This is a genomic window from Neorhizobium galegae bv. orientalis str. HAMBI 540 (assembly GCF_000731315.1).
GTDB classification, from domain to species: Bacteria; Pseudomonadota; Alphaproteobacteria; order Rhizobiales; family Rhizobiaceae; genus Neorhizobium; species Neorhizobium galegae.
On record NZ_HG938354.1, the window covers coordinates 1,715,241 to 1,738,372 of the forward strand.

The 23,132-nt window shown below is 60.7% G+C and carries 19 protein-coding genes; 6 read left to right on the top strand and 13 right to left on the bottom strand.

Going from position 1 to position 23,132, the window contains the following annotated elements:
- Positions 1–66 precede the first annotated feature (66 nt).
- From RG540_RS32960 to pobA, 3 genes are all read right to left on the bottom strand, one after another.
- Complete coding sequence (locus RG540_RS32960) at positions 67–207, bottom strand: hypothetical protein (RefSeq protein ID WP_167551701.1); 141 nt, start codon at positions 205–207, stop codon at positions 67–69.
- A gap of 10 nt (positions 208–217) precedes the next feature.
- On the bottom strand, positions 218–688 hold the full coding sequence (locus tag RG540_RS30635; RefSeq protein WP_041366138.1) for an Hsp20 family protein: 471 nt from the start codon (positions 686–688) through the stop codon (positions 218–220).
- Between the two features lie 197 nt (positions 689–885).
- Positions 886–2,058, bottom strand: a complete 1,173-nt coding sequence (pobA, locus tag RG540_RS30640; protein ID WP_041366139.1) for a 4-hydroxybenzoate 3-monooxygenase — start codon at positions 2,056–2,058, stop codon at positions 886–888.
- 116 nt (positions 2,059–2,174) lie between these two features.
- On the opposite strand from pobA, the gene RG540_RS30645 reads away from it, so the two are divergent.
- The 5 genes from RG540_RS30645 to RG540_RS30665 all read left to right on the top strand — a co-directional run bounded on the left by RG540_RS30645 (position 2,175) and on the right by RG540_RS30665 (position 7,457).
- Positions 2,175–3,071, top strand: a complete 897-nt coding sequence (locus RG540_RS30645) for a helix-turn-helix domain-containing protein (protein ID WP_041366140.1) — start codon at positions 2,175–2,177, stop codon at positions 3,069–3,071.
- 270 nt (positions 3,072–3,341) lie between these two features.
- Positions 3,342–4,367 (top strand): ABC transporter substrate-binding protein, encoded by a 1,026-nt coding sequence (locus RG540_RS30650; protein WP_041366141.1) that lies wholly within the window; start codon positions 3,342–3,344, stop codon positions 4,365–4,367.
- A 33-nt stretch (positions 4,368–4,400) separates the two neighbouring features.
- On the top strand, positions 4,401–5,282 hold the full coding sequence (locus RG540_RS30655; RefSeq protein ID WP_041366142.1) for an ABC transporter permease: 882 nt from the start codon (positions 4,401–4,403) through the stop codon (positions 5,280–5,282).
- On the top strand, positions 5,258–6,007 hold the full coding sequence (locus RG540_RS30660) for an ABC transporter ATP-binding protein (RefSeq protein ID WP_041366143.1): 750 nt from the start codon (positions 5,258–5,260) through the stop codon (positions 6,005–6,007). The genes RG540_RS30655 and RG540_RS30660 overlap by 25 nt, the downstream gene beginning before the upstream one ends.
- A gap of 73 nt (positions 6,008–6,080) precedes the next feature.
- The gene (locus RG540_RS30665; protein WP_041366144.1) at positions 6,081–7,457 is read left to right on the top strand and encodes an LLM class flavin-dependent oxidoreductase; all 1,377 of its coding nucleotides are present in this window, start codon (positions 6,081–6,083) and stop codon (positions 7,455–7,457) included.
- Positions 7,458–7,555: 98 nt separating this feature from the next.
- Here RG540_RS30665 and RG540_RS30670 read toward each other — a convergent pair whose 3' ends face one another.
- The 8 genes from RG540_RS30670 to RG540_RS30705 all read right to left on the bottom strand — a co-directional run bounded on the left by RG540_RS30670 (position 7,556) and on the right by RG540_RS30705 (position 17,563).
- A complete protein-coding gene (locus tag RG540_RS30670) occupies positions 7,556–9,115 on the bottom strand; it encodes a putative bifunctional diguanylate cyclase/phosphodiesterase (RefSeq protein ID WP_041366145.1) in 1,560 nt (519 codons plus the stop codon).
- A gap of 188 nt (positions 9,116–9,303) precedes the next feature.
- A complete protein-coding gene (locus RG540_RS30675) occupies positions 9,304–10,995 on the bottom strand; it encodes an ATP-binding protein (protein ID WP_407668953.1) in 1,692 nt (563 codons plus the stop codon).
- Positions 10,979–12,499 carry an ATPase domain-containing protein gene (locus tag RG540_RS30680; protein WP_051909923.1) on the bottom strand — a complete coding sequence of 507 codons (1,521 nt, stop codon included), beginning with the start codon at positions 12,497–12,499 and terminating at the stop codon, positions 10,979–10,981. The genes RG540_RS30675 and RG540_RS30680 overlap by 17 nt, the downstream gene beginning before the upstream one ends.
- Before the next feature lie 121 nt (positions 12,500–12,620).
- Entirely contained in the window at positions 12,621–13,685 is a 1,065-nt protein-coding gene (locus RG540_RS30685) for a DUF2218 domain-containing protein (protein WP_041366147.1), read from the bottom strand.
- Positions 13,682–14,509, bottom strand: a complete 828-nt coding sequence (locus tag RG540_RS30690; RefSeq protein ID WP_041366148.1) for an ABC transporter ATP-binding protein — start codon at positions 14,507–14,509, stop codon at positions 13,682–13,684. The genes RG540_RS30685 and RG540_RS30690 overlap by 4 nt, the downstream gene beginning before the upstream one ends.
- Entirely contained in the window at positions 14,506–15,546 is a 1,041-nt protein-coding gene (locus RG540_RS30695; protein ID WP_041366149.1) for a FecCD family ABC transporter permease, read from the bottom strand. The genes RG540_RS30690 and RG540_RS30695 overlap by 4 nt, the downstream gene beginning before the upstream one ends.
- A complete protein-coding gene (locus RG540_RS30700; RefSeq protein WP_041366150.1) occupies positions 15,543–16,586 on the bottom strand; it encodes a FecCD family ABC transporter permease in 1,044 nt (347 codons plus the stop codon). Before RG540_RS30700 ends, RG540_RS30695 begins: the two co-directional genes overlap by 4 nt.
- A complete protein-coding gene (locus tag RG540_RS30705) occupies positions 16,583–17,563 on the bottom strand; it encodes an iron-siderophore ABC transporter substrate-binding protein (protein ID WP_157884729.1) in 981 nt (326 codons plus the stop codon). Before RG540_RS30705 ends, RG540_RS30700 begins: the two co-directional genes overlap by 4 nt.
- Before the next feature lie 293 nt (positions 17,564–17,856).
- On the opposite strand from RG540_RS30705, the gene RG540_RS30710 reads away from it, so the two are divergent.
- Positions 17,857–19,989: a TonB-dependent siderophore receptor gene (locus tag RG540_RS30710; protein WP_041366152.1), complete on the top strand. Its 2,133-nt coding sequence runs from the start codon at positions 17,857–17,859 to the stop codon at positions 19,987–19,989.
- 76 nt (positions 19,990–20,065) lie between these two features.
- Here the strand turns inward: RG540_RS30710 and melA are convergent, their stop codons facing one another.
- Complete coding sequence (gene melA, locus RG540_RS30715; RefSeq protein ID WP_041366153.1) at positions 20,066–21,436, bottom strand: alpha-glucosidase/alpha-galactosidase; 1,371 nt, start codon at positions 21,434–21,436, stop codon at positions 20,066–20,068.
- Positions 21,437–21,461: 25 nt separating this feature from the next.
- Positions 21,462–23,129, bottom strand: coding sequence for an ABC transporter ATP-binding protein (locus RG540_RS30720; protein WP_041366154.1), 1,668 nt, complete (start codon positions 23,127–23,129; stop codon positions 21,462–21,464).
- Positions 23,130–23,132 lie beyond the last annotated feature (3 nt).

Below are 23,132 nucleotides of genomic sequence, written 5' to 3' on the forward strand. Positions count from 1 at the left end.
AATGGTCGAAGCCGGATTCAGGACCGGCCCGACAGGCCGGCCCCTTTTTGCGTCGAAGAGATCGCTTCAGGATCGTGCTGCCGGAACCGCCGTTTCGGGACGGTCCTTGTCCAGCAGCTTCGAGAACATGCCCTTTCGAGCGTCCTTCGACTTGATGCCTCGACGTTTTTTGATCTGAACCGTGAACGGCTTTGTCGGAAACTTCATCGAGACGTTCTCAAGCCACCTGACGCTCGGCCTTGATCTGAAGAGGCGCCGGTTGAAAGGAGCTGTCTCCAATCGCAATCCTGCGCGGTTTCATGGCCTCCGGCACTTCGCGCTTCAGCGCGATCGAGAGAAGGCCGTTCGTCAACGAGGCGTTCTCGACCCTGACGTGGTCGGCAAGCTCGAAGCGGCGTTCGAATAGCCGTCCGGCAATACCGCGGTGCAAGTATTCGCCGTCCTTCTCCTCGGCTTTCTGCCCCTTTACCACGAGAACGTTGCGCTCCTGGGTGATGTCAAGGTCGCCCTCGGCAAAACCCGCGACGGCCATCTGGATGCGATAGTCGTCTTCTCCGGTTTTGACGATGTCGTAGGGCGGCCAAGTATCGATAGCCTGCAGGCGCTGCGCATTGTTCAGGAGATTGAAGATGCGGTCGAAGCCGATGCTGGACCGGTAGAGTGGTGCGAAATCAAGTTCGTTTCTCATAGCCATATCCTTTAAAGCAACATGGAATGGAGACGCGTCGGAAACCTGCGCCTCCGGTTCGATCGGCCCCTTTTAGGCTGCCGACGAAAATGATCTGGTTTTGAGCGATTTTCGATTCAAGAGGGAATCCGAAAAAAATAACAGGCCTGCCACGAAAAACCAAAGCCTCTTGATCGCCGATTTTGTGGAGTGCGTCCTCAGAAAGGCAGGCCCACATAGTTCTCCGCAAGCGCCGTCGAGGCTGCACGCGAATGCGTCAGATAATCCAGCTCGGCTTCCTGGATCCTCTGGTCGAATTCGCTCGTATCGGGGAAACGATGCATCATTGTCGTCATCCACCAGGAGAAGCGCACCGCCTTCCAGACGCGGGCCAATGCCCTTTCGGAATAAGCGTCGATACCGGCATCGGAATGGTCCAAATAGTGTTCCCGCAGCCCGTCGAAGAGGTAATGCACGTCGCTTGCAGCAAGGTTCAGCCCCTTGGCTCCTGTCGGCGGCACGATATGGGCTGCGTCGCCAACGAGGAACAGGTGGCCGAACCGCATCGGTTCGGCAACGAACGAACGCAGCGGTGCGATCGACTTCTCGAAGGACGGCGCGGTGATCAGCGCTTCCGCATGATGCGCCGGCAGGCGGCGGCGAAGTTCGTCCCAAAACCGGTCATCGCTCCAGTCCTCGATCTTCTCGTCGAGCGCGCACTGGAGATAGTAGCGGCTGCGGGTCGCCGAGCGCATCGAACAGAGCGCGAAACCCCGTGGATGGTTGGCATAGATCAGTTCATGGTTGACCGGCGCGACCTCTGCCAGGATGCCCAGCCAGCCGAACGGATAGATCTTCTCGAAAACGCGGATTGCGCTTTTCGGCACGGCGTTGCGGCTGGGGCCATGAGAACCATCGCAGCCGGCGATGAAATCGCAGTCCATGCGATGCGTGCTGCCGTCTTTTTCGTAGGTGACGAAGGGTAAGCGAGTGTCAAAATCATGGGGCGTGACTTTGGCGGCTTCGTAGATCGTCCGGGCTCCGCTTGCCTCGCGACGTTCCATCAGGTCGCGGGTCACTTCAGTCTGGCCGTAGACCATGACGCGCTTGCCGCCAGTCAGTCCGTAGAGATCGATCCGGTGGTCGCGCCCGTCGAAGGCGAGCGAAAAACCTTCGTGCGGCAGACCTTCGGCGCGCAGCCGGGCACCGGCCCCGGCCTGGTCGATCAACCCGACCGTGCCTTCCTCCAACACGCCGGCGCGAACGCGGCCGAGGATGTACTCCTTGCCGACACGATCGAGAATGATGTTGTCGACACCCGCTTCCGTCAGAAGCTGGCCGAGCAAGAGACCCGACGGTCCGGAGCCGATAATGGCGACCTGCGTTCTCATGCGTCTCCTCCCGAATGTTTTTGTTTTGGCAAATTGTGCTCGGCTTCCGCATTGGCGGCAATGGACATTCAAGCCAAAAAATTGGACAAAACGAACATTACGGCCGGAGGCATCCGATGAACAGGCACATACCGACCTATCAGCTATACGGAGAGGATCCGGGCAAGCGGCATGATTTTTGGCTGCATTGCGAAACCATCAAGGCGAGAAGCAGCCGCCACCAATGGGAAATCCGCCTGCATCGGCATGAGTCATTCTTTCAGATACTGTACATCGAGGCGGGATCGGGCGACGCGACCTTCGACACCGAGACGCATGTCATCCGCCCGCCGTCGATCATCACTGTTCCCCCTGCCCTCAACCATGGCTTCCGGTTCTCCCGCGATATCGAGGGGTTGGTCGTCACGATCCTGAGTTCTCATCTGGACCATCCGCCGGGGGAGCGCAGCCGCTTCGGCGAATGGCTCGCCACACCGCACCTCACCCCGCTCGACCCGTCGAACGCCGATGCTGCCTACGTGATGCAAACGGTGAAACGAATTGGCGAGGAATTCGACCATCGCAACAGCGGGCGCAATGAGCTTGTGGCCACCTATGTGAAGCTCGCGCTGAGGCTGACAGCGCGCATCTCTCGCGCCGATGACATCAACCAGCTCCCGGCGAACGAAGGCGAACGGCGGATGGAGATGCTGGGCGGCCTGATCCGGCAGCACTTCCGTTCGCATAAGCCGATGTCCTTTTACGCGGACGAACTCGGCATCTCGCTGACCCATCTCAACCGCATCGTCCGGTCGATGGCGGGCTGTACGGCGCACGATCTGGTCGCCGCCAAGCTGATCGAAGAGTCGAAGCGTGAGCTCGTCTTCTCGCTCGCATCCGTAAAGGAAGTCGGTCATCGTCTCGGCTTTGCCGATCCCGCCTATTTCTCGCGTTTTTTCCTGAAGCAGACGGGCGAAACGCCGCGCGCCTGGCGCCTGCGAGAAATCCAGTCGCTGGACAAGGCGTCGTTCTGAAGACAACGAGTTGCGGCGTGGAGGTTCATCGTCGTCCCCGTGACGTGCCGGTGTTTTGGCCTATCAGCGAGCAGGCGCTGGAGTGTCCGAGCAAGAAAATCGGGTGTCGCATCGGGTCGCCGGTTCTCGTGTCGATGGTCGACATGTTGGGATGATATTTCACTATCCGGCGCATTCTTAAATTAAATAGTCTATTTCTTTTATAGAAAATATCCCACCCTTCCGTGCATCGACGTTCGCGTCCTGCAACCGATGAGGGGAAGATCAACGATGACATTGGTAAAAACTGTGAGAACGGCGCTGCTCGGCCTGCTTGCCTTCGGCACCATGAGCGGGGTGGTCGCGGCCCAGACGAACGCGCCCCTTCTTCCGAAGGTGCCGCCCGGAACGGTCTTGACGATCGGCGATCCGGTGACGCAGAAGGCGCTGGAAGTCTCCGGATTAATCAAGGAACTGTCGTTCGAAGTCAAATGGGCCAATATCAGCGGCGGCCCGCAGACCTCGGAAGCATTCCGCGCCAAGGCGCTCGACGTCGGGTCGGTGGCCGAAATCCCTTCGATCTTCGCCAACTGGAACAATCTGCCGGTTCGCAACATCGCCTATCGCGAACGCCGCGACCCGATTGCCAATCCCATCTATCGTTTCGGGGTGGCGCCCGGCGCTGGCATCAAGACGCTGGCCGATTTCCGCGGCAAGCGCATCGCCTTCAGCCCCGGCCAGGCCCAGGGAGCACTCGTTCTGCGCGCCCTCCATGCCGCGGGCCTCAAGAAAAGCGACGTCACCCTGGTCGAACTGCCGAGCACCGGCGATGTCTATCCGAAGGCGCTGGCCAGCAAGCAGGTCGATGTCGCGCCGCTCGGGGGCGTCTATATAAGGCGCTATATCGCCCAGTACGGCGGCGATGGAGCGACGCTCGTCGAACACGGACTGCGCGATGATCCGGGCCATCTCTATGCACCGCAATGGGTGCTGGACGATCCGGCAAAGGCGGCGGCTCTTGCCGAATATGTCGGACTTTGGGCACGCGCCACCGAGTGGGTGAACAAGAACCCGGAGATCTGGATCAAGGAATATTATGTCGGCCAGCAGGGTCTGAGCCAGGATGACGGCGAATATCTGGTCAAGCTGACCGGGGAGCAGGTTGTTTCAGGAGATTGGAGCGAGGTGAAAAAGCGCCACCAGGAGACGATCAACCTGCTGGCGGCGGAGCTCGGCTACAAGCCGTTCGACGTGGAAAAGATCTTCGACAACCGCTTTGAGAAAACCGCTTCCGCCGCCTTGGCGAAGAGCCAGTAATCCCCCTGCATCGTTCAAAAGGAGATCCGAAACATGGCAACCATTTGGGATGCGGATGAGGTGAAATCATCCCGGCCGTCCAGCCGTGAAAGCGCGCATACCGTTCCGGCCGTGGCAAGGCCCCGCACGTCCCGGAGCCGCCGGAGACTGGGGCCGGGACCGGCGATACCATTCGGGCTTCAAATCGGGCCGGCATTGCTGGTGCTGCTATGGGTGGCCGGCTCGGCTCTCGGATGGATCGATCCGCGCATACTCTCTGCGCCCTGGACGGTGGTCGAGGCTTTTGGAAGGCTGATCGAACAGGGCCGGCTGCAGGACAATTTCGTGACGTCGGCGACACGCGCCCTGCTTGGGCTCAGCATCGGCCTCGTCATCGGCACGATCCTTGCCGTCACCGCCGGTCTTTCCCGGATTGGCGAAGCACTGATCGACGGCCCCGTCCAGATCAAGCGCGCCATCCCGACGCTGGCTCTGATCCCGCTGCTGATCCTGTGGTTCGGCATCGGCGAAGGCATGAAGGTCACGACGATCGCCCTTGCCGTTATCATACCCATCTACATTCACACCCATAATGCGCTACGCGGTATCGACAGCCGCTACGTCGAACTGGCCGAAACCCTGCGCATGAGCCAGAAGGATTTCATCTTCCAGGTGGTGCTGCCCGGCGCATTGCCCGGATTTCTGCTGGGCCTGCGGTTTGCCGTCACTCTCTGCTGGGTTTCGCTTGTCGTGGTCGAGCAGATCAACGCCACCAGCGGGCTCGGCTACATGATCGACCTCGCCCGCAACTATGGGCAAACCGATGTCATCCTCGTCGGCCTGGTCGTCTACGTGATGCTCGGCCTCGTCTCGGACGGTCTCGTCCGCCTGCTCGAACGGAGGGTCCTCTCATGGCGCCGCACTCTAGCCAACTGAAGTCTGCATCCAGAGCCGTGCATGTCCGCAACCTCATGCGCCGGTTCGCCACCAAGACGATCCTGGATCGCGTCGATCTCGATATCGCAGAAGGGGAATTCGTTGCCCTGCTCGGCAGGAGCGGCTCCGGCAAAAGCACCTTCCTCAAGGCGCTTGCCGGCCTCGATCACGACGTCCAGGGAACCGGCACGCTTGAAACTCCGGAAAACCTTTCGGTGGTTTTCCAGGATGCACGTCTTCTGCCCTGGCGCACCGTGATCCAGAACGTCACCCTCGGCCTGCCGGGCCCAGCCGGGCAGGAAGCAGGCAGAAAGGCCTTGGCCGAGGTAGGGCTCGAGGGGCGCGAAGCAGCCTGGCCAAACCAGCTTTCGGGCGGCGAGCAGCAGAGGGTCGCGCTTGCACGCTCGCTGGTCCGCCAGCCGTCCCTGCTTCTGGCCGACGAGCCGTTCGGTGCTCTCGACGCACTGACCCGGCTGAAGATGCACGACCTGCTGCGGGAATTGTGCGCAAGACATCGGCCGGCCGTGTTGCTCGTCACCCATGACGTCGACGAGGCAATCTCGCTCGCCGACCGGATACTGGTTCTCGACGAGGGTCATCTGATCGAGGACCTGCGGATCGATCTGCCGACGCCTCGCGATCATGGCGATCCGCGCTTTGCAAAGATCCGCACCCAGCTTTTAAGCCGCCTCGGGGTGGAAACTCCCGGACGGCGAGCCGCCTGAAATCCAACGGAACTTGTCATCATGACCAGCAAGGGTCAGCTCAATCTCAACGCCTCGAACGGGGGACACGTCAATGAGTAAACAGAAGAGACAAATGCGGCTAGGAGCCTTCATCATGGCGACGGGCCATCATGTGGCAGCCTGGCGCCATCCGACTTCGCAGGCTGACGCGGGACTGAATATCGATCACTACCGCGAACTGGCGCAGACGGCGGAACGGGGCAAGTTCGATCTGGTCTTCGTAGCCGACAGCCCGGCCGGCTGGGAGCGCGCCAAGGACCCGGAGGCGCTTCGGCGTTCCTCGCAGGGTGCCCATTTCGAACCGGTGACCCTGTGGGCCGCGCTGTCGCAGACCACGAGCCATATCGGCTTCGTCGCCACCGCATCCACCACCTACGAGGATCCTTATCTTCTCGCCCGCAAATTCGCCTCGCTCGACTATATCTCCAATGGCCGGGCGGCCTGGAATGTGGTGACGACGGGCGCGGACGTTTCCAAGAACTTCTCCATCCCGGGCCATCCCGCCCATGCCGACCGCTACGCCCGCGCCGAGGAATTCGTCGATCTGGTGAAAGGGCTGTGGGATAGCTACGAGGACGATGCCTTTATCCGCGACAAGGAAAGCGGCGTCTATCTCGACCCGGACAAGGTGCATCTCGTCGACCACAAGGGCCAGTTCTTCTCGGTCACCGGTCCACTCAATGTCGGCCGTCCCGTGCAGGGCTATCCGGTGATCGTCCAGGCCGGCGCATCGGAACCCGGCCGCGAGCTGGCCGCCCGGACCGCCGAGATGATCTTCACTGCCAACCAGACGATCGAGGACGCCCAGGAATTCTATTCCGACGTCAAGGGGCGGCTTGCCCGCTATGGACGCAGCCAGGACGACCTGTTGATCAGTCCCGGCATATTCCCCGTTCTCGGCGGCACCGAAAGGCAAGCCCAGGAGAACTACGACTATATCCAGTCGCTCGTTCATCCGTCGATCGCCTGGAACATCCTCGCCCGCCACTACAAGGGCGTCGACCTTTCCGGTTATTCGCTGGACGACCCCGCTCCACCCCTGCCGCAGGATACGGAACTCAACAAGAGCCGGCTTAAGCTGGTCACCGATCTGGTATCGCGAAACAATCTGACGCTGCGCCAGTTCTATCTGGCCGTCGCGACCGCCCGCGGCCATCGCACGGTGATCGGCACGCCGGAACAGATTGCCGACGCGATGCAGGAATGGTTCGAGAATGGCGCTGCCGACGCCTTCAATATCATGCCACCGATCCTGCCCGCCGGATTGACGGACTTTGTCGACCAGGTCGTGCCGATCCTGCGCAAACGCGGCCTTTTCCGGCATGAATACGAAGGAACGACCCTGCGCGAGAACCTCGGTCTCAAGCGCCCGCAGAACGGCTTCGTGCTTCGCTCACAGCTTGAGCCGGAGGCGCGGGCAGCCGTATAGCTCCCGCGTCACATTAAATCTCCTGGCCGCGAGGAGGGCGACACCGCCAATACTTCTCGGCCAGGGCCTTTCGTTGGTCTCTTCCCGGGCAGACTCGCTCAGGCGCTTAATGCTCGTTTGCGGTTATTGACGAAGCCGATCACTTCCGATTGAGGCATTGCCTTGCCGAAGATATAGCCCTGCCCGATATCGCAGCCCTGGCCAAGGAAATAGGCGAGCTGGGCGTTCTCCTCGATCCCTTCGACAGTGGTTTTGAGGTTGAGACTGCGACCTAAGCCAAGCACCGCGTCAATGATTTTGGCGTTCTTGTCGTTATGGGTAAAGCTCGACACAAAGCTCTTGTCGATCTTGATCTTGTCGAACTTGAAGCGCGCCAACTGCGCCAGGCTTGAATATCCGGTTCCAAAATCATCGAGCGCCACCTGGATGCCGGCGGCGTGGAATTGCTCGATCGTCGCGGCGGCAAGGTCCGGGTCGTCGATCAGAGCGTTTTCGGTGATCTCGATTTCCAGCCTGGACGACTGTAGGCCAGTCTGCTGCAGGATGTGGAGAACACGGCTTGCGAGCAGCCTGTCTTCCATCTGGACAGGCGAGACATTGAAGGAGAGCGACAATGCTCCCGGCCAAAGCTGCGCATCGCGGCAGGCTTTCGACAGAAGCTGCTCGAAGAGCGTGGTAATGAGGCCGGTCTCTTCGGCCACGGCAATGAAGTGTTGCGGCGAGACGAATACGCCGTCCTTGTTCCACCGGGCAAGCGCTTCGAAACCGCAGAGTTCACCTGTCCTGAGATTGATCAGCGGCTGGTAGAAGGGTTCGATCTTGCTCTCGTCGATGGCCCGGCGAAGGTCGCCTTCGAGTTTGGCACGCTCAGAGACCTTTTCCTGCATTTCAGGCTGGAACAGGGAATATTGATTGTGACCCCGGCTCTTCGCCTCGTACAGCGCGACGTCCGACCGATGGCAGACTTCCTCAAGCGAGTTGCCGTGGTCCGGCAGGCGCGCATAACCGACGCTGGCACCGACTTGCGTCAACAGGGTGCCGATGCGGACCGGCCGGGAAACAGAGTGGATGAGCAGCTGCGCGAAGAGCTCCTCCTTTTCCGGCAAGAGATTGCGAGCCACGGCGACGAACTCGTCGCCGCCAAAGCGGAAGACACATTCGTATTCAGCCAATGCGCAGACGCGCCGCGACACTTCCTTCAGCAGGACGTCGCCCCCCTGATGGCCGAGAAGGTCATTGACCTTCTTGAAGCCATCGAGATCTATCGAAAACACCGTTGCGGTCTGCCGCTCGATATCCTCACCTGTCTCCTGCAGCCTTTCATCGGGGTGCGAAAGGACGAACCTGTCGAACGCATAGCGGTTGGGATGCTTCGTCAGATGATCGTGCGTGGCGATATGGTCAGCCTCATCGAATGCCTTCCGGCGATTCATCATTTCACTGCGCATATCGAGAATGCGCAGCACCGAATAGGCAAAGCTCGCAAGCCCTGCGACGATGAGTACGATGATGATGAGATGGGCTTTTCCCGCACTGATCGACTGAACCAGCCCCAGCAGCAGGTCGTCATAGGCTATACAGCCGATGAGCAAGACCATCGCGACTGCCGTCACTTGCGCCAGCTGCCTGCCGGCTTTGCTTTCCAGAAAATCCTTCATCTACCCCTCCAACTCCGTGATCCTAGGAGAAATAATTAAAGGATTTGTTATTCCCGGTTGTGCTTCCTTCTAGTTTAGCGAGAAGAATGATAGATTCGGCGCCGGCAAAAGTATGCCGCCGAACGCACCTTGCTCGGCCGAACGAAAAACTCCACCCGCATGGTCTGTCAATCTGCGGTCTGGCGGCGTCAATTGATGTCCTTCTTGAATATTGCTCCTTTAAGAGCCTCTGACAGTTCGGCAAGCTGGTAGGGTTTGCGTAGGATCTTGATGCCTTGCGCGTCTGCCGCCTGTTTGGCGACTTCGGAATATCCACTCGTCAACAGGATCGGCAGGTCCGTGCGGCGAGCTCGAATTTCCTTGGCCAATTCCACGCCGTTCATTCCTCCAGGCATCATGATATCGGAAAATACCAGGTCGACCCGCCGCCCGTTCGCAAGCGCGCCGAGAGCAGCAGCGGCCGTCGCGGCACGGACGACCTGAAATCCGAGATCATCCAGCATTTCACTGACAAGAGCCGCGACTTCGTCGTCGTCTTCAACCAGCAGGATGCTGCCCGCCGAAGCCGGGCGTCGCCGCGCGACGTGCAGATCGACCAGATTGTGCTGATCCGGTCCAGGCTGCTTCGAAGAACGCGGCAACAAGAGGATTATTTTCGTTCCCCGGCCGATTTCGCTTTCGATCTTTATCTTCCCGCCCGACTCCTGGACGAAACCGTGCACCTGCGCAAGGCCAAGGCCGGATCCCTTGCCAATGTCCTTGGTGGTAAAGAAGGGCTCGAACACGCGCGCCTGCACCTCTCGGGTCATTCCGGAGCCGTTGTCGCTGACGGAAAGGCGGACGAAGTCCTTGGCGGGGCCGGCTTGATCCGAGACAGGAACGTTTTCCGCGCGGATTTCGATCGTGCCCCCTTTGGGCATCGCGTCGCGGGCGTTGACTGCAAGATTGAGAACAACAAGTTCCAGCTCGCTTGCATCAACCTCGACGGGCCACAGATCGGGTGAGAACTCGAGGGTGACATGGACATCGCCCCTCAGACTGCGGTCGAGCAGTTCGCGCATCCCCCCGATCTGGCGGGCGAGATCGACTGTCTGCGGCCGGAGTTCCTGCCGGCGGGAAAAAGCCAGAAGCTGCCGTGTCAGGCCCGATCCGCGTTCGGCGGCTTGGCGCATCCCGTCCATCAAGCGTTTTCGCCTGGCCGGGTCCGTCTGGCGGTCGAGCATTTCCAGTCCTCCGGAAATCACCATCAGCAGATTGTTGAAGTCGTGAGCGACGCCCCCAGTCAATTGGCCGATCGCTTCGATCTTCTGGGCTTGCCGAAGCTTCTCCTCCACATGCGCCCGCACCGTCATCTGGTCGCGCAGGGCCTCGTTTGCTGCTTTGAGTTCCTGGGTGCGCACGATGACCTGCTTCTCCAGTTCCTGGGCGGCCTGCTCGCGCTCTTCCAGCAGCGTACGCAATTCCAACTGTCGGGCTCGCGCGCGAAGCGCCGATTGGATCGTGCTGACAAGGGTCAGGGCCTGGATTGGGCGTTCCAGAAGGGACACATTGCGCAAAGAGTCGATCAGTTTCTGCCGCCATGCCTCGATGCCGGTCTGCTCCTGGCGGCTGGTCAGCAGGATAAAAGGAAGATCCGACCATGGCGGCTGGTCGGCAACCCATTTGAAGAGCAAACTCGCATCTTTTCCGAACAGGGCCTCTTCGGCAATAAATGCGGCTGCAGCGCCGGTCTGCAGTGCTCCCGTGAGGTTTTGAAGATCGTTACAGGCCTTTGCCGCGATGCCGCTTCGATTGAGCAAGCCGACTGAGGCGGCCGCATCTCTGCCGACCGGAGCAAAGACAATAACGGGTTCTGGTTGGTCTTCACCTGGCGCCATCATTTCCGTCTGCTGAACTCGTTACAGGAGCGGCTGAAAAATACGGCGAGCCGGCCAGCACGCCGGTGAACTCGAGCGTCGGCGGCCCGAGTTTGATGCCATTGTCGGACAGCCTGAACTCGCGCACGCTGTGCTCGTGCCTGCCGCTTCGCTTTTTCACGACGGATATCGCTCGGCGCACGGTGCCCTGCACTTCGAAATACCGCAGCATGATGACGGAATCGCTGAGATAGCTCAGGTCGAGCGGAGCCTCGAGCGGCCCCACGAGCCCATGCTGTGCGAGGACAAGGATGGTCAGTACGCCACGCTGGCCAAGGTAGGTCAGCAGTTCGTGCATCTGCAGGACCAGAAAACGCTCGTCCGGCATCGCATTCATGTAGCCGTTCAAACTGTCGATGACGACGACGCGCGCGCCGTCGACCTCCACGCTTTTCTGGACGTTGGCGGTAAACTCCCCTGGAGATAGTTCAGCAGGATCGATCTGCTGCAACCGGATCAACCCGCTGTCCAGGTGGGTTTGGAGATCGAAGCCCAAATTCCTGGCCCGCGCCTGCAGCGTTCCACGCCCCTCGTCGAAAGCATAAATGACGGCGTGCTCGCCGCGGTTCGCTGCCGCCAAAGCGTAGGTCAGGGCAAGGGATGACTTTCCCACCCCAGCGGCTCCCAGGAACAGCGCGTTCGTACCCCGCTCGAGCCCGCCGCCCAGCATGTCGTCGATTTCCTTGTTCCCGCTGGAGGTGAACTCGTCGTCGAAGGACTGATGATGCTCCGCGGCGATGAGGCGCGGAAAAATGTGCAGGCCGCCCTTCTCGATCGTAAAATCATGATAGCCGCCGCGGAACTTGATGCCACGCATCTTAACGACCCGCATGCGTCGGCGTTCGGCGCCAAAGTCGATGGCAACCTGCTCTAGCAGCACGACCCCATGCGAAATCGAATGGAGTTGCAGGTCGTTCTGTTGAGACGAGAGATCATCAAGAAGAATGACCGTGCACTGTCGGCTGGTGAAGAAGTGCTTCAGCGCCAGGACCTGGCGCCGGTAACGCAGGGGACTGTGAGCAAGGAGGCGCAATTCGGAAAGGCTGTCAATGACCACGCGCTTTGGATTGAGCTCGGAGACGCGATCGAGAATGAGCTTGGTCGTCTCGTTGAGCTCCATTTCCGCCGGATGAAAGACCGTCAGCTCGCGGTCGGGATCGAGCGTGGTTTCCGGAGGGACGAGTTCAAAAACCTCCAGCCCCTTGAGCGACCAGCCGTGGCGGGAGGCGACAAGCTGCAGCTCCCGTTCTGTTTCGGAAAGGGTAATGTAGAGCACCCGCTCTCCCTGGCGGACCCCCTCCAGCAGGAATTGCAGGGCTATCGTCGTCTTGCCCGTCCCAGGCCGGCCCTCGTACAGGTAAAGCCGGTTTTCATCGAGGCCGCCATCGAGGATGGTGTCGAGACCGGCCACGCCGCTCGAGATACGCGGAGGGTCGACAAACTCCGCCTCTTCGAACCGTTCTGTCATGTTCAACCTTTGCAGTGGAACCCCTTGAACAAGATCATATAGATTGCGGCGGACAAGCCTCAAGAGGGCCACCGACGGTATGCCGGACGGCTTTCGAAAGGCTCGCCCGCCCCACAAAGCATCAGGCGGAATGTTGTTCCCAGTACCAGGCCACATACATCATCTTTTTGTCGTGCCTGCGGCTTTTCAGGAAGGCGCGGATGGAGCGCACGTCCTCTTTTTCGCAGGCGACCCAGACGAAGGTACCGTCCTCGATGGAGGCGACCGCTTTCCTGACTTCCTCCGCAAGAATACCTTTCGCTCCGGCAGGATAACTCCGCCGATGCAGCCAGCGGACATCCAATGAACCCGCTGACGGAAGCGGCTGTTCTTCCGCTTCATCCAGCACTTCGATGATAGCCTGCATCCGGGTACCCGGCGCCACCTCGGCCGCAATTCGGGCGATGGCGGGAAGAGCACTTTCGTCGCCGACCAGAAGAATGGACTGTGCCGCCGGAAGGCTTCCTCCTCCCGGCCCGAGCAGCGCTACTTTTTCTCCGGGCTGTACGTCGCGGGCGAAGTCGGCTCCTGGTGTCGCGACAGGGGAGGATGGATGCTGCAGGAAGTCGACCCACAATTCCCGGCGTTCGATATCGACGGCGCGGATCGTGTAAATGCGAACCAGAAGTTCGTCTTCTCCCTCGGGCCAGGCGACGCGCCCATCTTGGCGGATTCCCGGCCAGACCGGCGGCCTGCCCTTCGGGGGAACTAGAAGGCGGACGTGCATGTCGCCACCGACGAATGGTGCGATATCGGCGCAGGCAAACTTCACCCGCCGCATGTGAGGGCTGACATCCTCCGCCGAGACGACCGTCACCTCGTGGATATTCGGCAGCACCGCGAGGAGCGAATGCTCGGACCAGGTCAATTCAAACGGGTCCTCCCCTGCAAAGTAGAACAGGTGCTCCGCAATCATCGTCCGATTTAATTGCAAAGCCGCTTCCGACTCGCAGGCCAGTTCGATCAGGAGCTTGCTGTCTGCCAGTCGAATGCTCGTCGTGCTGTCCTTGCTCTTCAGCAGGGCGTGGTCCTTGCTCCGCTGCACGTCGGCATGCTCGATGAAGTGCTCGCAGATTTCGTCGAGCATGCGCTCGGCATCTTTTGGTAGCGCAACGCCGGACAATTTGAGGGGCTGAACTGCATTCATGACCGATTCTCCTTTAGATCTTGCCCCTCCGCCATCCGATGACGACCGATCGGCAGCATGATCGGCCGGCCCGATGTCGGATCGGTAATGACGCGGCTCTCGAGGCCAAAGACCTGCCGCACGTTCTTTTCCGTCAATACGTCCTCGGGCATGCCTGCGACATGCACCCGCCCCTCGGCTATCGCGACGAGGTAGTCCGCATAGCGCGCCGCGAGATTGAGATCGTGCAGGACCATTACGACGGTGGTTCCCCGCGCGTGGTTGAGATCGGTCAGCAGATCGAGAACTTCGACCTGGTGATTGATGTCGAGAAAGGTCGTCGGTTCGTCGAGCAGCAGAACCTCCGTCTGCTGCGCCAGCGCCATGGCGATCCAGACGCGTTGGCGCTGCCCACCCGAAAGCTCGTCCACCGGCCGTTCGGCGAGCTCGACGGTTCTGGTCACCGTCAGCGCACTCTCGACGGCTTCGTCGTCCTTGCGCGTCCAGCGTGAAAACAGGCTTTGATGCGGATGCCGCCCGCGGCTGACGAGATCGGCGACGGTAATGCCCTCCGGGGCGATCGGCGACTGCGGAAGTAGCCCCAATGTCCGGGCCAATTCCCGGGACGGGACACGGTGGATCGATTTTCCGTCCAGCAACACATGCCCCTGGCTGGGCGAGATGAGCCGGGACATGGTGCGCAAGAGCGTGGACTTGCCGCAGGCATTGGCGCCGACGACAGCAGTAATCTTGCCGGGCGGCACCGTAAGATCCAACGCATGCAGGATCTCGGCGTCGTTATAACCGGCCGAAAGCCGGCTGGCGGTCAGAGAATGTACGGTCATAGCGAGCCTCCCATCCGGTTGGCGCGCACGATCTGATAGATCAGATAGGGCGCGCCAAGTGCTCCGGTCACCACGCCCACCGGATAACGGCCTGGCAGGAGGAACTGACCGACATAATCGCCGCCCAGGACAAGTATCGCTCCGATCAGCGCCGCCGGTATCAGCAACGATCCGTTACGTCCGACGACGCGGGCGGCGATCGGTCCGGACAGGAAGGCCACAAAGGCGATCGGCCCCGTCACCGCCGTCGCGGATGCGATCACCCCGACTGCCGCTACAATGACCAGCATGCGGGCCCTTGCCACCTTGACCCCCAGGGCAGCAGCCATGTCGTCGCCCAGGCGAAGGGCTTCCAGGTCGCGCCCCCGGCTGAGCAGCAGCCCGCCAAATGTGGCCAGCACTAGGAGAAGCGGAAGCGCCTGGCCGAGCTGCGCACCGTTGACGCTGCCGGTCAGCCAGCGCATTGCTTCCTGCAGGTTCCAGGCTGGCGCGCTGGAGAGGATATAAGCGACGACGCTTTCCAGCATGGCGGAGACGCCAATCCCGACGAGGATCAGCCGGGTCCCCGCAACCCCGTTGCGGAATGACAGTGCATAGATCAGCAGCGCCACGCCCAGGCCCGCAAGGACGGCCAGGACCGAGACGATCGCCCCGCTCAATGACAGGACAACGATGGCAAACACGGCTGCAGCACTTGCGCCCGAAGTGATGCCAATGATGTCCGGGCTGGCCAGCGGATTGCGCAGCATGAGCTGGAACGTGACCCCGCCCAGTCCAAAGGCTAGCCCCGCGAGAACGGAAAGGACCGAGCGCGGCAGCCGCAGCTTTCCGACGGTAAAGGCAGCGCCTGCGACATCATCGCCGAGCAAGACGCGCATGACGTCCCCAGGCGGCGTGAAGGACTGGCCGAGCGACAAGGTGACCGCAAAGAGGATGACCATGATAGCCAGCAGAATGGCTGTCACGAGAACATGCCGGCGCGTGCGCCGGCGGCGATTTTCCACGATGAGATCGATGGTTGGAGAAAGTGTCGTCACAGTTCCCGGACCTGCTGGCGCCTGACAATCCAGATGAAGAATGGGGCCCCGACGAGAGCCGTGATAATTCCAACGTCGATTTCGGCAGGCCTGGTGGCGATACGCCCGACGACATCCGCCGCCAGCAGCAGGCAAGCGCCGCCAAGCGCGGAAAACGGCAGCAGCCACCGGTGATCGACCCCGACCAGCAGACGGCAGGCATGCGGTACGACCAGTCCCAGAAAGCCGATTGGCCCGCAGACTGCCGTTGTCGCCCCACAGAGGAGAATGGCGCCGAATGAGGCGACGGCGCGGGCCAGCGCGACGCGCTCGCCGAGCCCAGCCGCGACATCATCGCCCAAAGCCAGTGAATTCAGCTTTCGCGCCGACAGAAGGCTGACCACGAAACCGACGGCAAGAAACGGCAGCACCGGAACAATGCGCTCGAAGGTCGCGCCGCCCACGCCGCCGATCTGCCAGGAGCGGATGCCGCCTGCAATATCCGCTCGCGGCAACACCATGGCAATCACCATGGAGGAAAAGGCAACCGACGTTGCTGCTCCGGCAAGCGCCAGCTTCAACGGGGTTGCCCCGCCACGCCCGAGCGATCCTATCGTGTAAACGAAAACCGCCGAACACCCGGCTCCGAGGATCGCAGCCCAGACATAACCCTGCGCGGAGGACATATCGAACAAGACGACGCCGGTCACGACAGCCAGCGATGCCCCCATATTGACGCCGAGAATGCCCGGATCGGCGAGCGGATTGCGGGTCACGCCCTGCATGATCGCCCCGGCAAGCCCGAGCGCGGCTCCGGCAAGCACGGCAAGCACCGTCCTCGGGATACGCACGCTCACCGCTGCCTGGCCGATGCTGTCGATCCGTCCCGCAAGCGCAGCGACGATATCGCTCAAGGCCACCTCACGGGTGCCGACCGTGACGGAGAGTGCACAGAGGGCGGAAAGGGTCACGGCCAATCCGGCCAGCCAGAGGCCGCGGGTCCGGTTCGAACGCCGAGAGACGACCGACCGAGAGAACGGTCGCATGCTGCCGGCCGTCATTTGGATTTTCTGGCCGCGTCCGACAGCAGATCCACATAGTCCTTCAAGACCCATGAGATCGAAAGCGGTGTCGGATTTGCCGCCGTGCCGACCGGGTTACGACCGAGCATGACGAGAGCGCCCTTGTCCACGGCCGGCATTCTGGACATCAAGGGGTTCGCCGCCAGCGCATCGAGCAATTTCTGGTTTCCATAGGTGACGACGATATCGACGTCGTCAAAGACATCGATACGCTCGGCGCTGACAGAGCCTGCGAATTTCCCGGACTTCGAAGCCTCGACGACGCTTCTGGGAGACTTCAGGCCAAGATCCGCGAAGAACCTTACCCGGCTATCGTTCGTCGTATAGAAGTTGACGGTGCTCAAATCTGTCGCATCCAGATGGGTAATGAACATCGCCGATTTACCCCGGAGCTCAGGATGCCCGCCAACCACCTTGGCGATGTCGGCTTCGATCCTGGCGATCAATGCCTCGCCTTCGGGAGCCATGCCCATGCCTGCGCTGTTCAAGCGGATCATGTCACGCCAGTCGGTCGACCAGGGCGCTTCGGGATAGGCGACGACCGGGGCGATCTGGCTCAAAGTATCGTAATCCGATTGGCTCAGGCCGGAATAAGACGCCAGGATCACATCGGGCCTTGTGGCGGCGACAGCCTCGAAATCGATGCCGTCCCCTTCATCGAAAAGCACCGGTTTGGCGGCATGGAGCGCTGCCAGCCTTTCGGCTACCCAGGGCAATATCCCATCGCCGTCATCGTCGCCGAAATTGGCCCTGGCGAAACCGACGGGCACGATACCGAGCGCCAGGGGCACTTCATGGTTTGCCCAGGCGACGGTTGCAATTCTTTCAGGCTTCTTGGCGATGATCGTCGTGCCAAACGCGTGCTTGATGGTGACGGGATAGGTCGTTCCTTCGGCAGCCCGGGCGCCTGCCCCGGCGCTGCCGAACGCAACAATCCAGATGCCTATCGCCGCCATTTTCACGGCCGAAAGCAGTAACCGCAGCATCGTCAAACTCCGCAGACCTTAAGTGGACTTTCACTTTCAGGTTAAGAGAGCCACGTCAACCGCCCTCCAGGCCTGCACCGACAAGAGCACTGAGATTCCCGTGGGATCCTACAAAGCCTGGAGAATTTACAATACTGGACAATCATGCTCAAGTTAGTAGCGGTCCGGGGGCGTACCAGACCAGGATGTCGTTCGGGATGGTTCCCCCAGACCTGGCATCAGTCTCGGCGATCTCTCGCCTAATCAACTTCTGGAACGTGAATATGGACAACGAAAGAACAAGCGCTCGCTCGAGACCGGCCCTTATCCGCTACCGGAATGCGGCCCTTCTGGCATGTACGGCGCTTGTCGCCCTCACGCCGACCATAGTGCTTGGCCAGGAAAATTCGAGCGCCGATACGACACTCGCACCGATCGTCATCCAGGGCAGCGGCGCCGGCCTCGATACCGACAACGATTCGAAGTCGATTGTTGCGACGAAGACGACCGGCGTCGGCAAGATGCCGGCAGATATTCTGGATACACCCGCCTCCGTCTCCGTCATCACGTCCAAGGAAGTCCGGGAGCGCGGCGCCGACAGCATTGAGCAGGTCGTGCAATATACCGCGGGTGTGGTCACGGACTATTACGGTTCGGACGATCGCTACGATTATTTCAAGATCCGCGGTTTCACGCCCTTTACGTATCGCGACGGGCTGGTCGTCGGCAGAACCTGGAGCGGGATCCGGGAAGAACCCTTTGCCTTCGAGCGCATCGAGGTACTGAAGGGCGCCAACTCCACGGGCTTCGGGGTTTCCGATCCCGGCGGTTCGGTGAATTATGTCACCAAGCGGCCGAAGAGCGAACGTTTCGGCGAGATTTATGGCACCGGCGGTTCCTTCGGCCACAGGGAGACCGGTTTCGACTTCGGCGACAACGTCACCGAGGATGACACCCTCTCATACCGCCTGACCGGTAAGTTGCAGCGTTCGGACGCCGAATACGACTACTCGCAGGATGACGAAAACTTCATCATGGGCGGCCTGACCTGGCGCCCCACGGCTGCGACGAGCCTCTCATTCGTCTTTGATCATCTCGACAAAGACGGCACACCCAGCAGCGGGGGCCATCCGAGGGGGACGGATCTCGACAGGGATCGCTTCTTCGGCGAGCCGGACTACAACTACGATACGACGAACAGGAACACCTACAGTGTCATGCTCGACCACGATTTCGGGAATGGCCTCACCTTCAACGCCAACGCGCGCTACAGCAAGTCGGATACCGGATTTGGTTACGCCTATATCTACGATGCGCTGGGTGCTAACGATCCCACGGGCATGGTTGACCGAAATTACTTCGGCAGCGACAAGTCATCCGAACAATTCATCGTCGATGCGCATCTGCTCTACGAGACGAATTTTAACGACGTGGAAAGCCGTACGCTGCTCGGCGTCGAATATAACAAGTTCGAGTCGAAAAATGACAGCTTCTACACCGCTGCACCGGCCATAAACTGGCAAAATCCGGTCTATTCGGGCGGACCCGGATCGCTGTCGCCTTTTAATAGCGTGGCAAACGACCAAAAGGCCAAGGCGGTCTATCTGCAACAGGATCTGACCTTTTTCGACAAGCTGACGGCGAGCATCGGCCTGCGCAACGATTGGCTTGATCTTAGAGAAACAGACCGGCGTACGGGCACCTCGGCGTCTGGCGACTTCAGCGAATTCACCAAGCGCTTCGGCCTAAGCTATAAGCTCACCGAGGAACTTGCGGCCTATGTCAGCTATGCCGAATCCGTCGCGCCTCCGAGCGCAGGTACCGAGCCTACGCTTGGCACGCAGTATGAAGCCGGCATCAAATATCGCCCGGATGCCTTCCCCGCCCTGTTCACCGCTTCCATCTACGACCTGACGATGGAGAACATCACGACCTACGAAGCTCCGACGTACCTGCCAGCGACGGTTGACAAGATCCGCCATCGCGGTATCGATCTCGAGGCCAAGGCGGAGGTGACCGCCAACATCAACCTCATAGCATCCTATTCCTATATCGACTCAAAGATCGTCGAGAACGGCGGCTCCTACGATGGCAAGCGCTTCGCGCAGGTTCCGGAGCACCTGGCTTCGATCTGGGGCACTTATACGATAGAAGGCAACGGAAGCCGCGGCGATATGACCTTCGGGCTGGGGGCTCGTTATACGGGTTCGTATTACTTCGACAACGCAAATAGCCGAAAATCAGACGGCGCCATCGTCTTCGATGCCGCCTTTACCTATAAGATCCAGGAGAACACGACGCTCCAGGTCAATGCCAGCAATCTGTTTGACGAGAAGCATATCGCCAACGATGACGACGGCGCCTATTATTACAATCCCGGTCGCGCAATCTATGCGACGCTGCGCCAGACGTGGTGATACTCCGCTCCTAGGGCAAAAAGTCCCGCGGCAAAGTCGCGAGACGTCTTGAGGCGCTAGACCGGGAGGGAGTTGGTCAGGCAGCCTGAACCTTGCGGCCGGTGCGGGCCCAGGCCGGCAGCCAGTCGCCGTGAGCGGCAAGCAGCTCGTCTGTCATCGCCCAGATCTGGTCGAGATCGAGTTCCGCCGCTGTATGCGGGTCCATCATTGCAGCGTGATAGATGTGCTCGCGGTTCTCGGTCATCAGTGCTTGAACCGTCAACTCCTGGACGTTGATGTTGGTGCGGATCAGGGCCGTCAGCTGCGGCGGCAGGTCGCCGATGAAGGTCGGCTGGATACCCGACGCGTCGACCAGGCAGGGAGCCTCGGCTGCGCAATTGTCGGGCAGCGAGGTGATGCAGCCATTGTTGCGCACGTTGCCGTAAATGACGGAGGGTTCGCCCGTCCAGACCGAATTGATGATCGACGAGGCATATTCCTTCGACTGCGCGACCTCGATCTTGTCGGCTGAACGATAGGCCTCCGCCTGCCCCTTCCAGCGCGCGATCTGCTCGATGCAGCGCTTCGGATATTCGTCGAGAGGGATGCCGAATTTCTCGATCAGGTCCTCGCGGCCTTCCTTGATGAAGTAAGGCGTGTACTCGGCGAAATGCTCCGAGCTCTCGGTGACGAAATAGCCGAGGCGGGTCAGCATCTCGTAGCGCACCTTGTTGGGGCAGCGCGGGTTCCAGCCGGGCTTGGGCGCGCGGCCCTCGCGGTAGGCGCGGACCAGATCCGGATAGAGGTTCTTGTAGGATCCATCCGCCTGGCGATGCTCGAACTCCAGATAGAAGGCCATGTGGTTGATGCCGGCCGAGCGGTAGCGGATTTCCTCATAGGGAATGTCGAGGTCATGCGCCAATTCCATTGCCGTGCCCTGCACCGAGTGGCAGAGGCCGACCTGCTTGATCGCGGGATATTTCTCCGAAATCGCCCAGATGTTGATCGCCATCGGGTTGACGTATTGCAGCATGATCGCCTCGGGGCAAACGGCGAGCATGTCCTCGCAGATCTTCCACAGATGCGGCACGGTGCGCAGGCCGCGCATGATGCCGCCGATGCCGAGCGTGTCGGCGATCGTCTGACGCAGGCCGAACTTCTTGGGGATCTCGAAGTCGGTCACCGTGCAGGGTTCGTAACCCCCGATCTGGAAGGCGACAACGACGAAGTCCGCACCCGTCAGCGCCTTGCGCTGGTCGGAATAGGTCTCGGCTTTCGCCTTGGCGCCCAGTGTTGAAATCAGCTTGTTGACGACGATCGCGCTTTCTTCGAGACGCTGCGGATTGATGTCCATCAGGGCGAAGGTGGCGCCCGACAACGCCGGGCGCTGCAGGACGTCGCCGATGATGTTCTTCATGAAAACGGTCGAGCCTGCTCCGATAAATGCGATCCTGGGATTTCGTGCCATTATAACCTCCGGCATTCGGCAGTCATTATGCTACCTCGAAAGCGGCCTTGACGAGCCGTTCGGTGTAGGCGGTCTTGGGGTGGGATAGAACTTCGTCGACGGGACCCTCTTCGATGATCTTGCCGTGCTGCATGACAATGACCCGGTGGCAGAGGGCACGCACGACCTTCAGATCGTGCGAGATGAAAAGGTAGCTGAGGCCCCGCTCGTCCTGCAGCTTGCGCAAGAGTTCGATGATCTGCGCCTGAACCGAGAGATCGAGAGCCGAGGTGGGTTCGTCGAGCAGGATGAATTCGGGCTCGAGCGCGATGGCTCGGGCAATGGCGATACGCTGCCGCTGGCCGCCCGAAAACTCGTGCGGGAAGCGCGACAGGATGTTGCCCGGCATGCCAGCTGCGATGAGCGCCTCGCGCACGCGGTCGAGACGTTCGGCCTTCGTCGCACCGAGCTTGTTGACGACAAGCCCTTCCTCGATGATTTGGCCGATCGTCATGCGCGGATTGAGCGACGAGAACGGATCCTGGAAGACCACCTGCATGCGCGAGCGCAACGGTCGCATTTCGACGCGCGAACGGCCGTGGATCGGCTGCCGGTCGAAATAGATCTCGCCGCTGTCGGTGTCGTTCAGCCGCAGAAGCGCCTGTCCGAACGTTGTCTTGCCCGAACCGGACTCGCCGACAAGTCCCAGCGTTTCATGGCGGCGAAGCGTCAGATCGAGGCTGTCGACCGCGACAAGCTCCCTCAGCTCCGGCTTGAAGAAGGTGCCGTGGCGCAGCATGAAAGAGACGCGCACGCCCTTGGCGTCGAGAATGACGTCGGAGCCCTCCGGCAGCGGATTGGCCTGGCCGCGGGGCTCGGAGGCGAGAAGGTGCTTGGTATAGGTATGCTGCGGATTGGCGAAGAGCTTTTCGGTCGTGTTGTGCTCGCACATCTCGCCATGCTGCATGACATAGACATAATCGGAGAACTGCCGCACGACGGTCAGGTCGTGGGTGATCAGGATCACCGCCATCCGCAATTCCTTCTGGAGATTGCGGATGAGGTTGAGGATCTGCGCCTGTACGGTAACGTCGAGCGCCGTCGTCGGCTCGTCGGCGATCAGCACGTCTGGATTGTTCGACAGCGCCATGGCGATCATCACGCGCTGGCGCTGCCCCCCGGAGAGCTGATGCGGATATTGCCGCAGGCGGGCTTCCGGGTCCGGAATCTGCACATGCCTCAGCAATTCAAGTGCACGGGCCTCTGCCTGTTTCCGGCTCATCCGGCGATGCACGCGAATGGCCTCGATGATCTGGCTGCCGATCGTGTAGATCGGGTTCAGCGAGCTCATCGGCTCCTGGAAGATCATCGAGATACGATCGCCGCGCAGCTTGCGGCGCTCACGTTCGGAGAATTTCAGGATATTGGCGCCGTCATAGGCGACCGTCGATTGCGGCGACACCACGGCGCGTTTCGACAGCAGCCCCATGACGGTGCGTGCGGTTACCGACTTGCCCGATCCGGATTCGCCGACGATGGCGATCGTCTCGCCGCGGTAGAGCTGGAAGGAGATGTCCTTCACGGCCTCCACCGTGCCGTGCTCGACCTTGAAGTTCACGGCGACGTTGCGGGCATCGATGATCGGCTCTTCCGTGCGCCCGGTATGGTCGAGGCGGATGGGCGGGGCGAAGCTGTTGACGAGTGCGAGAGCCATCTG

Excerpts from the sequence above, each read along its gene's own strand:
- RG540_RS30690 (WP_041366148.1), bottom strand. The coding sequence starts at position 14,509 with ATGACCGTACATTCTCTGACCGCCAGCCGGCTTTCGGCCGGTTATAAC.
- RG540_RS30655 (WP_041366142.1), top strand. The coding sequence starts at position 4,401 with ATGGCAACCATTTGGGATGCGGATGAGGTGAAATCATCCCGGCCGTCC.
- RG540_RS30705 (WP_157884729.1), bottom strand. The coding sequence starts at position 17,563 with ATGGCGGCGATAGGCATCTGGATTGTTGCGTTCGGCAGCGCCGGGGCA.
- RG540_RS30675 (WP_407668953.1), bottom strand. The coding sequence starts at position 10,995 with ATGATGGCGCCAGGTGAAGACCAACCAGAACCCGTTATTGTCTTTGCT.
- RG540_RS30700 (WP_041366150.1), bottom strand. The coding sequence starts at position 16,586 with ATGACGGCCGGCAGCATGCGACCGTTCTCTCGGTCGGTCGTCTCTCGG.
- RG540_RS30660 (WP_041366143.1), top strand. The coding sequence starts at position 5,258 with ATGGCGCCGCACTCTAGCCAACTGAAGTCTGCATCCAGAGCCGTGCAT.
- RG540_RS30680 (WP_051909923.1), bottom strand. The coding sequence starts at position 12,499 with ATGACAGAACGGTTCGAAGAGGCGGAGTTTGTCGACCCTCCGCGTATC.
- RG540_RS30650 (WP_041366141.1), top strand. The coding sequence starts at position 3,342 with ATGACATTGGTAAAAACTGTGAGAACGGCGCTGCTCGGCCTGCTTGCC.
- RG540_RS30665 (WP_041366144.1), top strand. The coding sequence starts at position 6,081 with ATGAGTAAACAGAAGAGACAAATGCGGCTAGGAGCCTTCATCATGGCG.
- RG540_RS30685 (WP_041366147.1), bottom strand. The coding sequence starts at position 13,685 with ATGAATGCAGTTCAGCCCCTCAAATTGTCCGGCGTTGCGCTACCAAAA.
- RG540_RS30720 (WP_041366154.1), bottom strand. The coding sequence starts at position 23,129 with ATGGCTCTCGCACTCGTCAACAGCTTCGCCCCGCCCATCCGCCTCGAC.
- RG540_RS30645 (WP_041366140.1), top strand. The coding sequence starts at position 2,175 with ATGAACAGGCACATACCGACCTATCAGCTATACGGAGAGGATCCGGGC.
- pobA (WP_041366139.1), bottom strand. The coding sequence starts at position 2,058 with ATGAGAACGCAGGTCGCCATTATCGGCTCCGGACCGTCGGGTCTCTTG.
- RG540_RS32960 (WP_167551701.1), bottom strand. The coding sequence starts at position 207 with ATGAAGTTTCCGACAAAGCCGTTCACGGTTCAGATCAAAAAACGTCGA.
- melA (WP_041366153.1), bottom strand. The coding sequence starts at position 21,436 with ATGGCACGAAATCCCAGGATCGCATTTATCGGAGCAGGCTCGACCGTT.
- RG540_RS30710 (WP_041366152.1), top strand. The coding sequence starts at position 17,857 with ATGGACAACGAAAGAACAAGCGCTCGCTCGAGACCGGCCCTTATCCGC.
- RG540_RS30635 (WP_041366138.1), bottom strand. The coding sequence starts at position 688 with ATGAGAAACGAACTTGATTTCGCACCACTCTACCGGTCCAGCATCGGC.
- RG540_RS30670 (WP_041366145.1), bottom strand. The coding sequence starts at position 9,115 with ATGAAGGATTTTCTGGAAAGCAAAGCCGGCAGGCAGCTGGCGCAAGTG.